Raw genomic sequence first — 15,063 nt, forward strand, 5'->3', positions numbered from 1 at the left:
TTAGGACGAAAACTTCCGCAAAATAATACAACTATTCACGTCCCCAAAGCCAAAGTTCGCTTTGGCAATGATGTTGAGGTTGGTTTCCACAGTGGCTGTTGGGATTTTTTCAGTCGGAATGATCTTCAGAATCTCCGGGTGAAGCTCCTCAATATTGAGGTTGCCGTGCACAAAGTTGCCATGCATTTGAAGGGCACACCCCACCAACTCGATAGAGCCTGCACCCGCAATGCAGTGCCCAATCATTGATTTGGTCGCATTCACCAAAGGGAAATCGGCTGTTTTAACATTGAGCGCTTCCACCCAATTATTAAGTTCAATGGGATCGGCCATGGTGGACGTGAGGTGACCTGAAATGAGGTCGATAGACTCAGGTGTTACCCCAGCTTCTTTGATGGCATTTTTGATGCAGGCCTGCACGGCGGTGGAGTTGGGGGCTGTCATGGACCCGCCCATTCTTTGTCCCCCCGAATTGACGTCGCCTCCAAGGATCTCCGCATAAATCCGGGCACCTCTGGCAAGAGCCGTGTCGAGTTCTTCCAGCACCAGCGCTCCACCTCCTGCGCCGGGCACAAAACCTGACGATGTGCTGCTCATGGGCCTTGAGCCAAATGTCGGGTTGTCGTTGGAGTCTCTGCAAAGCACCCGCATCGAGTCGAAAGCCCCCCAGATGTATTTGCCTTTGCCTTCGGAGCTGCCACACAGCATTCGCTTCGCTTTGCCACTTTTAATAAGCTCATAGCCCATGATGGCCGCTTCGGTGCCAGTGCTGCAGGCCGACGAGTTGGACATGACACGGTTGCCTGCTCCGAGCATGCCGTTGAGGTAGGCACTCACCCCGCTGTTCATCGACTGAGTGATGGTTTTGGTGCCCAGCTTTTTCACCTGTCCGGCATTCACCAGGTCGAAGCGGGGCCCTATGCTTTCGTCCATACTCAGTGCTCCACCTCCATAGATGATGCCTAGTTCAGGGTCAAATTTGTCATAGTCAAGCGTAAGGCCCGCATCTTTCCAGGCTTCCAGACCCGACAAACAGCCATAGATCACGCCATGATTGTCTAGCATTTTGTTCAGGAGCTGAGGGAGAAGACTGAGCTTGTACTCCTCTGATACTTCGGGTTCACCAGCGATTTGACAACCCAGGTTGTGCTCGGCCAAAGTAGGTATCCGGGTAATGCCCGACTTCATGCCTCGCAAGGCGTGTTCAAAAGCCTCTTTTCCCGTAGCATTTGGTGCCACTACGCCAAGTCCCGTGATAACTACTCGTTTATTTAAGCTCATTTTTATTCACTAGTAGGCCCGATAGATCGCCTTTACAAACAAGTTGCTGTGTGTCTCTGTTGTGGCATTCAATCCGGCATTTCAACTTACCGAATCTATAATAAATTTTGGAGGAAGTCACCTCAAGTGTTTGCTCAGGGTAGGCAGGCGAATAGAAATCGACGCAGGAAGAGGTGAAAACAGGCACCTTTCCATCCATCCCATCAGGGCTGCTGGTGCTGTTTAAGTACATGCCAAAACAAACCAGGCCAATTTGCGCCATCACTTCGGTGATGATTACCCCAGGGGTGACAGGGTTGCCAGGAAAATGACCCTGATAGAAAAATTCATCCTTTTTTAGCTTATAGGTTCCTTTAATGGAGTTTTCGTCGGCACTGAGTATTTCATCCACAAACAAAAAAGGTGGACTGTAGGGTAGTTTTTGAATAATGGCTGCAAACAGTTCGCTCATAGTAGGTGTTCGCCACCATCCACATGAATGGTGCTTCCGTTGATCCAGTTGGCTTCATCCAAAGATAACAGGTAAATGGCATTCGCTACATCTTCTGGCTGAGTCATTCTACCCATTGGGTTGTTTTTGGTTACCAATTCGATCATCTTTTCGTAGGAGGGGATCATCTTCAAAGATGGTGTAAGGGTCACACCTGCCTGTATCGTGTTCACCCTGATGCCGTGGGGGGCTAGCTCCACTGCCAGGTACCTGGTCAAAGTTTCGAGGGCTGATTTTGCCAGGGCGATGGCACCGTAGCCTTCCCATACCCGATCGTTACCCATAGAAGTCAACGTGATGATGCGGGCAGGTTTGGCAAAGAAGTTGTTTTTTAGCAGCGTGCGGGCCCAGGTAAACACATTGAGGGCCATGGCGTCTATTGTCAGCTGCAAGTCCTGGAGGTTAAGCTCAGGGCTATCGTTTGAAACAAACGGTTTCAGGTTGCCACGGGAAACAGAGTGAAGCATCAGGCTGATATTGGCATTACCCAAAGCCTTTCTGAACTGCGGCTGGTGTTCGTCGATTTTCTCCTGGCTGGTGGCATCGAAGTTGAAGGAGATTAGCTGGGCACCAGACTCCCGGATTTCACTGAATGCAGCTTCAATATCGGCCAGCACCGAGCGACGATCTCTGTGGACAATAAGCAGGTTCCAGCCACTTTTGCCTAACTTCTGTGCGGTAGCCAGCCCAATACCTGAAGAACCTCCCAGGATCAATGCCCATTTGCTCATGGCTGGACGGGTTTAATGAAACACCTTCGGCGGATGGCAAGCCGGTTGCCTTCTCCGGTGTAGTCGTTCCACAGATTAAGCACATTGAAATTTTCTTCGAGCATAGGGCCCGTCATCACGTTGGTAGCGCCAGTTTTAATAAAGTTGTCTAACATGCTCCTAAAGATAAGAACATTTGCTCCAAGCTTTTGATATTCGGGCTTCACCCCAATGAGAAACATGTCGAGGGTTTTGTTAAAATAAAAATCTTTCAGGACGTGATAAAAACCAAACGGAAAAAGTGAGCCTTTGGCCTTTTGAAAGGCCTTCGAAAAAGAAGGGAAACAAATAGCGAACCCGATGGCTTCGTCGCTCTCATTTACAACCACGCTCACATACTCCTTTCTTACCAGTCCAAAATATTGCTTCACGTAATAGTCAATCTGCTTTTGGGAGAGGGGATAATAGCCATACAAATTGGCGTACGACTCATTCAAAATTTCAAAGATACTATTGGCATAAACCAACATTTCCTTATTGGTCTTGAACTCTTTTACCTTGAATTTGAAGCGGCCTTCAACAATTTCGGCAGTTCTTTTTAGTCTTCTTGGAATCTCACTGGGTACAGCACCCCTGGCTTCCACCCAGTCACAGGCCTTTTCAAACCCCAGGGCTTCAAAATGCTCTTTGTAATAGGGGTAATTGTAGATAGTAGCCTGAGTGGCCATTTCTTCAAACCCATCAACGAGGGTGCCTTCAAAGTCAAGATCGGTAAAGCCCATTGGCCCGTGAATAGCCTTCACATTTTTTGATTTGGCCCAATTTTCAACAGCTTCGATGAGCTTCTTTGAAACATCCCTGTCGTCAATAAAGTCTACCCAGCCAAACCTAACCAGGGCCTTTTCCTGTAGCTCTGTGCCGTGGAGAATGCCCGCAACCCGTCCGACAATCTCGTCTCCGCTGTAAGCCAGAAAATAGGCAGCGGAGCAGTACTCAAATGCGGGGTTTTTGTCTTTGTTGAGTGTGCTTTCTTCAAACTGAACGAGCGGCGGCACCCAATACGGATGGTTTTTATAAAGCCTGAAGGGGAACCTTATGAACGCTTTTAAATCTTTGGAGGATTTTACTTCTCTAATTTCAATCGACATAATTTACAGAAGGCCGTTTTGTCTGTAATGCTCGGCAGATTCTTTCAACGCATCGCTCAAAGATGTGAAAATAAAATCTTTTGGCGTGATATCACCTTCTGCAATTCCCCAGTCGGCGGTGAGCTCGTTCATTTTTTCGGGGGTAAGCACAGGTTGCCCTTTGAAAATTTTGGCAAAGAACTCATTGGCATGGGCGTAGGGCATCATAACAAATGAGGGGATACGAACCGTAACAGGTTTTTTCCCAATACAGTCGCCAATACAGCTATACAGCTCGCCAGGGGCGTAGTTTTTTCCATCCGTAGCTGCAATGATGGTGCTGTCTGGTTGGGCGGGGGCGTAGTCCACCAGCAGCCTCGCCAGGTCTCTGGCAAAAATAAACGTTAGCTGCTGTGTTGGCTTCGCAAGCAGGGGAGCAATATTCATTTTGATAGCCTTAAAAAGCTTGAGGAAGGCAGCATCCCCAGGTCCGAATACGGCAGTCGGCCTGACAATCACCAATGGTAGCGACATTTCCAAAAGTTGCTCTTCAGCCAATAGCTTGCTTCGACCATAGTTTGTTACAGGCTTTAACACACCGGAGGGGCCTCTGGCGGCCAGGGAGGATACATAGACAAATTTGCCTTTTGCTGAGAGCAGCCCTTGCTTTTCAATCAGCTTTGCAAACTTTACAGTGAGCACCTGATTCGTTTCGAAGAGCTTTTTAGGATCGAAGGCCTTTGTGAGCCCTGCGTTATGGATGATGAGGTCGAAAGTGCCATAAAGTTGTTTCAACTCTTCCATTTCTTTTTGCAGCAACTCTCCGGAGTGGTAGCTGAAAACGGTAGAAGGAACCTGCAGATTTTGCAGCTGGCTGGTGTCCGACGATTTCCGCACGCCAGCCACTACCTGATGCTTTTGACTAACAGCGTATTTTACGATATGCGTTCCGATGAAGCCACTGGCTCCTATGACGAGGACTTTCAATGGGCAGCCATGTTCTTGTCCTGCAACGTTTCGATGCCAAGCTTTTTCATGGTCTTGTAGATTTTTTCGACTGCAATATCAATTTGTTCTTTGGTATGCGACGCCATCAGGCTGAAGCGAATCATGGTGTCCTCGGGGCCAACGGCCGGAGGAATAACAGGATTGACGAAAAGCCCGGCTTTGAAGAGTTCGGTAGTGAGTTCAAACGTCTTCATGAAATTTCGGACGTAGATAGGTATAATGGGCGTCTCCGTTTTTCCTATATCGATGCCATATTCTCTGAAAAGCCTGTGGGCGTGGTGTGTGTTATCCCAAAGTTTCGCTATCAACGAGTCGTCGCTTTCGAGCAAATCCAGCACGGCAAGCACAGAGGCCACCGTAGAAGCTGGCATGCTGGCACTGAAGATCAGCGCTCTGGAGTGGTGCTTCAGGTAGTTGATGGTATCGGCGTCTGACGCCACAAAACCGCCAATAGATGCCAGCGACTTACTGAAAGTACCGCCAATCAGATCGACTTCATTGTCGAGACCGAAGTGGCTGGAGGTGCCGGCACCATTTTTCCCAAGCACACCAATGGCATGGGCACAATCGGTCATGATGGTGGCTCCGTATTTGTTGGCCAGGCGCACAATTTCTGGCAGGTTGGCAATATCACCTTCCATGCTGAACACGCCATCGACAACGATGAGCTTCAATTGTGAATCGCCACACATTTGGAGCTTTTTCTCCAGTGCGTCCATGTCGTTGTGCTTGAATTTCAGTTTTCTTGCAAACGACAACCTGCTGCCTTCTATAATGGAGGCATGGTCAAACTCATCGAGAATGATGGTGTCTTCTTTGGTGGTGAGGCAGGGAATAACCCCCAGATTTACCTGAAAGCCCGTGGTGTAAACCAATACCGCTTCTTTATTCAGGAACTTCGCCAGCCTGTTCTCAAGCTCCACATGGAGATCGAGCGTTCCGTTCAAAAACCTTGAACCTGCGCAGCCGGTACCGTATTTTTTTATGGCCGCCGCTGAGGCTTCCATTACCTTGGGATGGTTGGTCAGTCCGAGGTAGCTGTTCGACCCGAACATGAGCACCTGATGACCGTCGATGGTTACTTCTGTGCCCTGCTCTGACTCAATAGGGCGGAAGAAAGGATACTGACCAAGTCTTTTTACCTTTTGAGGCTCCTGGTAAGTACTCGTACGTTTTCTCAATTTGTCATTCATAGTCTACAACAAACATTGTCACGGCTGGGCCTGTGAAGTAACACAATTAACCTACATCTTCCAATCAAAGGGTGTTGGGAGAACGAGAATAAACTGCATTTATAATCAGAAGAATGTTCATTTAAGGGTGCAGGCTCAAAGTTAGCAAAAAGTATTTACTCTTACTTTTTATAAATTTTATGTTTGTACTCGAAGGCAAGGCACTCAGCTCTGCTGCTTGAGAACAGACGCCATGTTTACCATACTTTGTCTAAGCAGAGTCGGCTTTTCAGAAGACACTTTTCAGGCAACTTTATGGACGACGCTGCGCTTTAGATTGAATTACATTTTTTGTTGAACGATAAAGCATACATTTTGATATTGTCATACTAAAATCGATTATTGAGTACGGTTATCAAACTAACATTTGGAAATATGGATTTTGACCAAAATGGGTATACGGCAAACTGGATTTCCTCTATAAAGAAAAATGAGCTGAAGGCTATTGATAAACTGGAATTGGACAGCTTATGGGGTAGTGAAGACAATTTTATCTGGAAGGCTTCGCAAGTAGTAGGCCTGCCGTCATTTTACCCTATATATCAGTATAGAGATTTTTTTACCACGAATCCGCTCCCTCTGATCCTGATGAAAGGCCATCTGCTAGTTAATAAAAGGTTTTTAGCAAAGTACTCCCCTGATGGTAGATATTATTCCGGATCAGATACAATAGATAAAGAAATTGTTCGGGTTGGTGCGCCGATGTCGCCCGGTTTCGTCATTCAGTCAAAAGAAGTTTTTATTGCCAGGATATGTGAAGCTATAACAGAGGACATAAAAAAGATTGAGTCTTTACATCCCTCACACAACCATGTGTTGTTGTGTGGTGGAAAAGATAGTCTCAATATGCTGTTGTTTCCTTGGAGCAAGCCAGTAGTGGTAGCAAGTGCCCCGCCAAACTACGAGTTGGTGCGAAATTTTATTGAAGAAAATAAAATAACGTGTGTAAAAGAGATGATTTGCTTGTCCGATACATCGTCTCGGTTTGAGGATATGGAAATTTTGGCTAATGTCTGTCGAAACAGTTTAGAGCATTGTCGATGGATCAACGATTTACAACTTCTGGCTGAAAGATACCCCAGAAGTGTTTTTTGGAAGGGACAATTAGGAGATACTTTTTTAACCCCTTCTTGGAAGAAGTACAGACACCAGAAGGTGAATTTTCTGGACAAGCTGAAGCCAGACCATTGGAAGCAGAAGGATTTTTTCAACTCACTCTGGCTCAGAGGTGCCATGTGGCAAGGTGCCCACATGTCGCAGCTTAGACTTCTGACCGGGAAACTATTTCTATCTTTCTATCACGGAGCTAATATGACATCGCTTTTGCAGCAAGTTGACTTGAGCTCCTGCGTGATGGCCGATATTCGTACCGAAATAGGAAATTTCGCCTCTGGTAAAGAAGTGGTCTATCCTGAGCTGAACCCATCCCCAGGTATTCTGAAGAGAACAGAAGGGATATCTTCGCCAGAGCGATTCCTTAGTTTAATTGAATCGTTTGTCACAATAGACCAAATTGTTGATTAGCGTCGCCAAATTATTAAACTTTTCCTTTGGCATCGACAATATTTTGGAATCAATAGCCAGGTCGCTGCGATCTTGCATTTGTATGCGTTCGCTATAAGAATACCTCCATCCTAAAAAGATATCTTAAAAGTATAGTAGGGCAACATTTATCTGGAACAGGTAGAGCAGAAGCTAATGTGTCTTTTGGTGGAGACTACCCCAAGGTGCAATAGGCAGCTCTTTTTGGATAAAAAAATATTTGAATAAAACTTCACAAGATGGTAATAGCGATGCTGGGTTTTGCTATCACACCAAAATCACGTTTTATTTTTTTTATTGAGTAGTTATTATGAATGTTATTTATTTGTATATATCTTGATGTAAATATTTTTTTTAACTAAAATGGTCAATTTTATGAAAACGAAATTCACTTTTGCTCTTTTTTTATTAATCTCTTTCATTGGCTGCAAGGACGATTTAGAGGATATTGACTCTGATGTCTATGTAGACAGTTCGGCATTTGGTACGCTTTCAGTTCCTACTAAAGCTGATAAAATATACTGGAATTATAATTCTTCAGGAGGCCAGACTAAGGTTCATGTGGCTACTGGAGGAGGAGGGTTTGATGTTACCTCTATTGATACTCCAGGGAGTGTTTCTAGTGCCACAAAGTGGTTTTTTGCTGATGCAAATGGAGATGGGTTGGCGGACAAAATCTATTGGAATCCCAACGTCAATAGTGGACAGGTTACAGTATATCTTTCGACTGGAACTGGGGGGTTCTCAACAACCTCACTTTACTCTACGGGATCACAATCTAGCAATACTAAATTTAATTTTGCTGATGTTAATGGCGATGGTATAGCTGATAAGATTTATTGGCTCTATTCAAATAATGGTGGTCGTATCGAAGTTTCCTTGGGGCAGTCAAGTGGCCTATTCTCAGCGTCAGTCGTTCCGTCCAATGGTAGCGTCAGTACTAGTACCACATTTTATTTCTCTGATGTAAATGGAGATGGACTGGCGGATAAGATTTATTGGAATCCGTCGCAATCTGGTGGACAAACACAAGTTTATTTAGCTACATCAGGAGGGAGTTTTTCCTCAATTTCAGTTAGCTCACCTGGAAGTGTCAATTCTGACACCAGATGGACTTTTGCAGATGCAAATGGTGATGGACTGGCAGACAAAATCTATTGGAATCCTAACTTTAATGGAGGGCAAGTAACAGTGTATTTGGCAACCAACTCAGGCAGTTTTTCCACAACTCCTATCTACTCCGGCGGGTCGCAGTCAAACAATACCAGCATGCAATTTGTTGACGTGTCTGGAGACGGGATAGTTGACAAAATCTATTGGCTCTATTCTAACAATGGCGGTCGAGTTGAAGTTTCACTCGGGCAGTCAAGTGGCGTATTCAGTTCTACAATTATTCCGTCTTCTGGTAGCCAGAGTTCAAATACTGTTTTTTATTTTGCAGATGTGAATGGAAACTGATTGAATGAAGCAAATGTATTCTAGGCGTTGATTTTTATGGTTAGGGTATTGGGGGCCATGTTCTAGCAAGCAAAAGGTGACGAGCTCTCGACTTTTTCGCAACATTACATTTGTGAGCGAAAACATGAAGTCTATAAAAAGTATCTACTCTTACTTTTTATAGACTTCATGTTTGTATTCGAAGGCCAGCCCTGCCGCCCCATTGCTCGAAAACTGGTGCATGTAGTCGATGCTTTCGTTGTTGTTAAACATCTCATACCGAATCTCCCAGAACCTGTCTTCTTTGTAATCGTTGTTTTCGTACCCATTATAAAGCTCAACTTTTATGGAGTTCAGTCCTTTGGCCAAGTGCGCTGCCAAATCCACGTCAAGGTTAAGGTCTGGGTTGCCGTCAAACACTTTGCTGGTATACGTTAAGGAGTCATTTATGTACACCTTCACCTGATTGTCGGCCTTATAAAACCTGATGAAATGGCCCTTTGCCGCCTGCTGGGGTTGTGAGAAAACGAGCTGAGAGATCAGGCAGAAAAAGACAAAAGAAAATGTTTTCATAATTCAAATTTATGAAAACATACAAGCATACGAAGTGCCAAACTATTTTGGAGCTGGCAAAAAGGAGTTGGTGGCGCTATTTGATTAATTATTAATGCGATACCTGAGGTTTAAAAGTGCCTGGAAATTTCTATCGTTGATCCCGTCAACGAAATAGCGGTGGTAGTGTTTTGCATACTGTAGCTGGGCTTCAACTGTAAACTGATCAAACAGCCGGTAGTACCTGGCTGAGTAGGCAAATTCAAATTCTGAAGGGTATTTCAAGGCCCCTGCATACTCTCTGAGAATGTAGTCATCGTTAAACCTTATTGCCTGTGCCGTGAGACCAAACATGCTCTTGGGGGTGAAATACTGCGCCTGGACAACATTTGTATTTGACCCCGGCCCAATGCCTGCACCAATGATTTGGCCGTTTTGGGTGTAGCCATGAGCGATGGAGTAGTGCACATAATAGGTAGGCGACGAGAAAATACTGACAATCTGGAGCTGGTTGGCGCTAAGTTTGGTGTTTTCGTAGTGGAGCTTGATGGTGTTTCCGTTGCTGAGTTCAAAAGCCTCAGTGATACCGAGCACAAAGGCGGACGAGCGATCAGGGTTGCGGCCAAATTCTTTGAAATTTCCCGGAAAATCATTTCTCGCATACTCGGTGTAGATCTCCAGCCCTAGTTCCGGACGATTCCAGCGGATGGTCGCAGATGCCATCTGGTCGTATTCATCGTTGGTGATGATGCCGTTTAGCGGGGTGTCGTATTGCCTTGAGGTATGGGCAAAAGCGGCAAAAGCATCTTTCGCTCCCATGCTACTTCTTTCCCAAAGCCTGTACATGACCCGATGGAGGCCCAGGTTCAATCCTTTAATGAAGCTCGGCGCATAGCCGCCTGTGAAGCCGGTGATATAACGGTAATTATTGTTTGGGTTGCTATCATAATAATCTGACTCTCTAAGCATACCCCAGAAAGCTTTGCCCTCCAGGCGTCCGATTTTGGTATCTATAGGCCTGTTGAAGCCGAGGTTGAATCGAGGTATGCCCGCCGCCTGCTGACTCATTAGAATAGGGTTGAAGGTGGCTGGCCCCCAGACTTCATTTTGGGTAGTGAAACCTGCTGCAATGCCCCGGTAAACGTATTTGACCTCTGACTGCCCCGGATCAATCTTGAAAAGGCTTTCGTCTCCAAACCTTTCCACCTGGTCCAGCCTTTCGTAGAAAGGATACGAATATTGACTTTTGTTGTAAATAGGTTGCGGGATATCTATGGCAGCGTTCTGACTATAATGCACAATGGGCGACAAGGTGTAGCTGAAGTATCCATTTTCGCCGGTAGGAAGTTTGCCCATCACACCGGTGGTAAACCATGAATTGAGCCCTTTCCCATTCCAAACGGCGCCGTCGTTGTAGCTTCGGGGCGCAGTAGAATTGTACAATGTGCCAAAAGTGGGATCAACCACAGAAAATTTGTCCGAACTGGTTGAAGGCACCAGGTAGTTATTCCATGGGTTCCAGCTAAGGGAGCTGTCGGGAGCGAAGTCGGTTATTACGGACGGGAACGTGCCAATGGGTTCCTTGTCGAAATCATTTTTTAAGAGCAGTAGCCTGTGGTACTCAAAATCCAGCGTACCGGGCTGGAGCACCTGGCCGAAAAGGCTGGAGGAAAATAGAATGAAAAGTGAAAAGAGGCAGATTTTTCCTTTATTCATGTGTTGTTTTGCTTAGGGTATAGCTTGGTAAAATGGAGGGTTGCTTAGGTGCAATTTGTTTGGTTACTAGACTTTTTTGGTGATTTTTTCGACAACCATGGTTTCTGAATATGTTCTCAAACGTAGCAATTTCTAAGTAATAGTGAGCGGTTGAAGTTTACGAAAGTCACCTTATTTTTTGAGGTAATCTTTTTGCCTGGGCAAATGAATTCTCTGGTTTCTCAGCTATTGCGGCCATTTTTCAAAAATGAAAGCAAGATGCAAAGTACAGCCTTTGAGTTGGAACAAGTGACCTTTTTTTATCGCTTTTGTACCGCTTTGGGGAAATTTGTGCCTTTTTTGAGGCGTCGCTCGTATGTTCCATTTCTGGTTGCATAAAGAATCTGGTGAGCTTCTGGCTGCCGGTTTTTTTGAGAAAAGGAAATTTTCTTGCCTACTTTGCTGCCTTGCTGCTGAGCAACAAGCGGCAGGTAGAACGAAAAGCCACTTAGTGAAACTAATCTACTCTTTACTTCTGACAAGCTGGAAAAAGCTGTTTTTTGCCATGTTGATGAGCATTGTGGCCGGAGGGTTGTATGCTTTGTCTATCAAGTTTCTTCACGAAATCATTACCAGCGATTCCGGGTTGATGCTGGTGTTTTACAAGCTCAATATTTCCATCATTGTCTCAACAGCCTTGTCGGTGTTTGCCGGACATTACCTTACCAAAGTGTATGAGGGCCAGGTATCTGACCTCCGTCTTTCCATATCAAAGAAAATCCTGAAGGCCGATTTTTTTCATGTAGAGCAGAACTCTCTTCAAATAATGCCTGTGCTGAATAACGACATCAATACCATTGGTGCGTTCATAAAAACGGTGCCTGATTTTTTTGTTTCAATTTCAAAAGTTGTTGCCTGTGTTGCCTATATGTTCTGGCTGTCATGGCAGCTCACGGCCTACGTGATGAGCATTTACGCCCTGGTATTCCTGGTTTCGATGATCGTTTTTCCAAGAGTACATAAGCAGGAAAGGATGATCAGAGAGCTGAAGAATGACATTTTCGAGCATATCAATGGTCTGGTGAGAGGGCTCAAGGAGCTGTCCCTCAACAAAAAGCATAAGGCTATTTACGTGCAGGATATTATGGGCCCCACCAGCCGCAAACACAGCGACAGTTTAACGATTCTTGGCACGCTGCACATATTTGTCACCAAGGTTGGAGAGCTGATTGTGATTGTTTCGCTTTCGGTGCTGCTGATTAAATACAACGACATTGTGGTGATGGACAGCGGTTTGCTGCTGGAGTTTTTGACGGTGGTCATGTTCGTTTTGCCAGCACTGATTATTACGACGACTTTTCTTAATAACATAAAAAAGGTGGAGGTTGCCCTCAATGCGATCGGCAAGCTGGGAATTGAGTATCAACCAGACAAAGAAGCAAAGCAGCAGCCGGTGAGCCCAATCGGGGCTCGCCAGGAGCCTTTGATTGCTCTTAAAGATGTGGGGTTTGAATATGGTTCGGAAAGGGAAGCAAATGGGTTTCACATCGGTCCGTTTAATCTGACGATCAACCGTGGAGAAATCGTTTACCTGAGTGGGGGAAATGGCAGCGGAAAAACGACATTGGGCAAACTGATTGTGGGACTTTATCGCCCAAGCTCAGGCAAGGTTTTATTTCAGGGGCAGGAAATAGACGATCGGAAAAACGAAGACTATCGCAACCAGTTCGCAGCGCTGTTCCCCGATTCTCATGTGTTTAGAGGGCTGCAGTACATTGATGATGGATACCTTCAACAGCATGGAGAGCGACTTATCAAGATGCTCAATATCGAGGAAATTGTAAATATCAAGGATAAATCGCTGTCTACCATACGGGTGTCGTCGGGCCAGCAGGGCAGATTGTCACTGTTGAGGTCGCTACTGGAAGACAAAGAAATTTACCTGTTCGATGAGTGGGCGGCTAATCAGGATCCGCTTTTCAAACTGAAATTTTATGGGTCAATTATCCCGGATTTGAAGAAAGAAGGAAAGACTGTCATCGTGATTACCCACGATGAGTCCTATTTCCATATGGCCGATAGAATTATCAAGCTCGAAGATGGCCACGTTGTCAGGCAGCACACCGGCAAATAGACGCATGGCTAGTTCTCATCTCTGAGATCGAAGCATTCAGGGCATGGTTTTTTCAGTCCGAAGAGAAATGATCGGTAGGGGTAGATGTTTCTCGTGTAGGGAAATTCCGATGGATAAAGTTTGTATTTGATGTTGTCCGTTTGAATCATATCGTCCATACTAGATCCAAAGGCCAAAAATGTGCAGGTCGGATTATTTTCGAACCAAACCGGACTGACGATTTTGGCCAGCATTCCACACATCATCATCACTACTGTTCCATCTTCAAATCTTTGCTCAGCAAGTTCATCGTAAAGTTCGTAGGAGTTTCGGAAAGGGACTTTCATGATTTGTGTTTCGTCCGCTTTGAGCCCCAGTTTTTGAAGCATAGTAAGGTCTTGAAACTCGTTAAGGACAAAGAACAGTTTCCTGTTTCTCAGTTCTCCAAGGATCGACGGCAGCAGCGACAGGTTATGGTGGATGGTCATCGCCGGCACAGTAAATTCGTCGGCTTGTCTGAGCTCCAGTGCCAGTGTTTTCAGCTCGGGATAGCAGGTGCCGCAGGGGATTCCAACAAAGTAGTTATGGTTTTTGGTTTGTAGAGCAGTCAGCAGGCGTTCGGCCAGTACTTCCGAGTATATCTGCTGTTTCCTGCCGTACCATTTTGCTTCGTTGTCTTTGTTAAGATACTTTCTGATAAAAGTGATTTCGCCATCGTTGAGGTGAGAAAAGCAGAACGGCTCGTTCTTTTTTAAAAGGTCTCTAAGGCGTGACGCACTTTCATGATAGGTGGGGCCAAAGTTCTTGCTGTACCTGAAAACTTGTTGCTGAGTCGACGTCCCTTTGTTGTACCGGTTGATCTGCATCAGGCTCACCAGCGACTGCATGTAGGCTGCCAATGAAACAAGAGCTGCCAGCGGCTTAAGAAGGCTCGTGGTGTTGAATGTGTATTTGCCCTTTAACTGCTGTAGACGCCTGCGAAAGTTTTCTCTCGATGCTGGGATGTGAACCACCAGTGGGTGGGTGCCTGTGGCGGTGTTGTGCAGTTGGCCCTTTTTCCACGCCAGGTCCCTGAAGATGGTTTGCTGTGATGCCAGTCCAAATGTCTTGAGCAGCTTCCGCTCGTATTGGAAGAAGAGGAAGCTGTGCCTTTTTGAAAGGAGGGGCCAGCTAACAGCGGTGGCTCGCCCGCCTGTGCAGGCAAAGAGCTGTTGCTGACCGTCGATGGCGATAGTGTACGTTGGGTTAAACAACTGAGAGCTGCAGTCTGCATAGAACCGGCTAAATAGCGACTGGTCTGACCGTATTTGTGTCAAAGCTTGTTCGTTGGTAGAGTCAATTCCGTACAAAGCCTGTATGTCGCTCAGCATTTGACGAAGATGCTTCAGTTTCCCCATGAAGGAGCCCGAATTAAGATAGTCGTAGTAAGTGGCGCCACGGGGGTAAAATTTCCAGTAGTAGTATTTGAGGGTGCGATCTCTGAAATAGAAATTAGCTTCGGCTGAAAATAGAATATCAGTGTTGAGCCTGGAAAAAAGCTCCAAAATGTCAGACTCGCCACCGATCACATCGACATCAAAAGCGTCCACAACAAGTAGGTGATCGTCGTCGGAGAGGTTAGTTGAAAGAAAAAATGTATTGAGGAGGTTCAGTTTAATAGCGTTTGTACTCCATTTCTTGCCAATTCCCAGAATTTCCAGCGGCAGGCCGAGCTTTGCACACGAATTCTTCAGGGTATTTATCCTTTCGTCAACCGTGTTTGCAAAAGTCACTACATTTAAACTCATCTTTATGAACCGTTTTGCGAACAAAGTAAATGAACTTTGAGACATTTATCGTCCATGGATACTGATCAAATCAGTCACCCTGCAATGAG

At 45.7% G+C, this 15,063-nt stretch carries 12 protein-coding genes; 3 read left to right on the forward strand and 9 right to left on the reverse strand.

Annotated elements, in window-relative coordinates:
• The 6 genes from GC130_RS20720 to GC130_RS20745 are packed head-to-tail and all read right to left on the reverse strand — an operon-like array spanning position 1 to position 5,809.
• Positions 1–1,281: a beta-ketoacyl synthase gene (locus tag GC130_RS20720; protein WP_152000268.1), complete on the reverse strand. Its 1,281-nt coding sequence runs from the start codon at positions 1,279–1,281 to the stop codon at positions 1–3.
• Positions 1,268–1,732, reverse strand: coding sequence for a 3-hydroxyacyl-ACP dehydratase FabZ family protein (locus tag GC130_RS20725; RefSeq protein WP_152000269.1), 465 nt, complete (start codon positions 1,730–1,732; stop codon positions 1,268–1,270). The genes GC130_RS20720 and GC130_RS20725 overlap by 14 nt, the downstream gene beginning before the upstream one ends.
• Positions 1,729–2,502, reverse strand: coding sequence for an SDR family NAD(P)-dependent oxidoreductase (locus tag GC130_RS20730; protein ID WP_152000270.1), 774 nt, complete (start codon positions 2,500–2,502; stop codon positions 1,729–1,731). The genes GC130_RS20725 and GC130_RS20730 overlap by 4 nt, the downstream gene beginning before the upstream one ends.
• Positions 2,499–3,629 (reverse strand): hypothetical protein, encoded by a 1,131-nt coding sequence (locus GC130_RS20735; protein WP_152000271.1) that lies wholly within the window; start codon positions 3,627–3,629, stop codon positions 2,499–2,501. The genes GC130_RS20730 and GC130_RS20735 overlap by 4 nt, the downstream gene beginning before the upstream one ends.
• A gap of 3 nt (positions 3,630–3,632) precedes the next feature.
• Complete coding sequence (locus GC130_RS20740; RefSeq protein WP_152000272.1) at positions 3,633–4,595, reverse strand: NAD(P)-dependent oxidoreductase; 963 nt, start codon at positions 4,593–4,595, stop codon at positions 3,633–3,635.
• Entirely contained in the window at positions 4,592–5,809 is a 1,218-nt protein-coding gene (locus tag GC130_RS20745; RefSeq protein ID WP_152000273.1) for a pyridoxal phosphate-dependent aminotransferase family protein, read from the reverse strand. The genes GC130_RS20740 and GC130_RS20745 overlap by 4 nt, the downstream gene beginning before the upstream one ends.
• Before the next feature lie 414 nt (positions 5,810–6,223).
• Here GC130_RS20745 and GC130_RS20750 point away from each other — a divergent pair, with 414 nt between their 5' ends.
• Both GC130_RS20750 and GC130_RS20755 read left to right on the forward strand, forming a co-directional pair.
• Positions 6,224–7,372 carry a hypothetical protein gene (locus GC130_RS20750; RefSeq protein ID WP_152000274.1) on the forward strand — a complete coding sequence of 383 codons (1,149 nt, stop codon included), beginning with the start codon at positions 6,224–6,226 and terminating at the stop codon, positions 7,370–7,372.
• 393 nt (positions 7,373–7,765) lie between these two features.
• Positions 7,766–8,848 carry a VCBS repeat-containing protein gene (locus GC130_RS20755; protein WP_193217932.1) on the forward strand — a complete coding sequence of 361 codons (1,083 nt, stop codon included), beginning with the start codon at positions 7,766–7,768 and terminating at the stop codon, positions 8,846–8,848.
• 150 nt (positions 8,849–8,998) lie between these two features.
• Here the strand turns inward: GC130_RS20755 and GC130_RS20760 are convergent, their stop codons facing one another.
• Both GC130_RS20760 and GC130_RS20765 read right to left on the reverse strand, forming a co-directional pair.
• Positions 8,999–9,400, reverse strand: a complete 402-nt coding sequence (locus GC130_RS20760; protein ID WP_152000276.1) for a hypothetical protein — start codon at positions 9,398–9,400, stop codon at positions 8,999–9,001.
• 84 nt (positions 9,401–9,484) lie between these two features.
• Positions 9,485–11,095 carry a capsule assembly Wzi family protein gene (locus tag GC130_RS20765; RefSeq protein ID WP_152000277.1) on the reverse strand — a complete coding sequence of 537 codons (1,611 nt, stop codon included), beginning with the start codon at positions 11,093–11,095 and terminating at the stop codon, positions 9,485–9,487.
• 490 nt (positions 11,096–11,585) lie between these two features.
• On the opposite strand from GC130_RS20765, the gene GC130_RS20770 reads away from it, so the two are divergent.
• Positions 11,586–13,208 (forward strand): cyclic peptide export ABC transporter, encoded by a 1,623-nt coding sequence (locus GC130_RS20770; protein ID WP_193217933.1) that lies wholly within the window; start codon positions 11,586–11,588, stop codon positions 13,206–13,208.
• A gap of 8 nt (positions 13,209–13,216) precedes the next feature.
• On the opposite strand, the gene GC130_RS20775 is transcribed toward GC130_RS20770, so the two are convergent.
• On the reverse strand, positions 13,217–14,974 hold the full coding sequence (locus GC130_RS20775; protein ID WP_152000279.1) for a glycosyltransferase domain-containing protein: 1,758 nt from the start codon (positions 14,972–14,974) through the stop codon (positions 13,217–13,219).
• Positions 14,975–15,063: the final 89 nt, after the last annotated feature.

The sequence above is a fragment of the Imperialibacter sp. EC-SDR9 genome (assembly GCF_902498805.1).
In the GTDB taxonomy this organism is placed as follows: Bacteria; Bacteroidota; Bacteroidia; order Cytophagales; family Cyclobacteriaceae; genus Imperialibacter.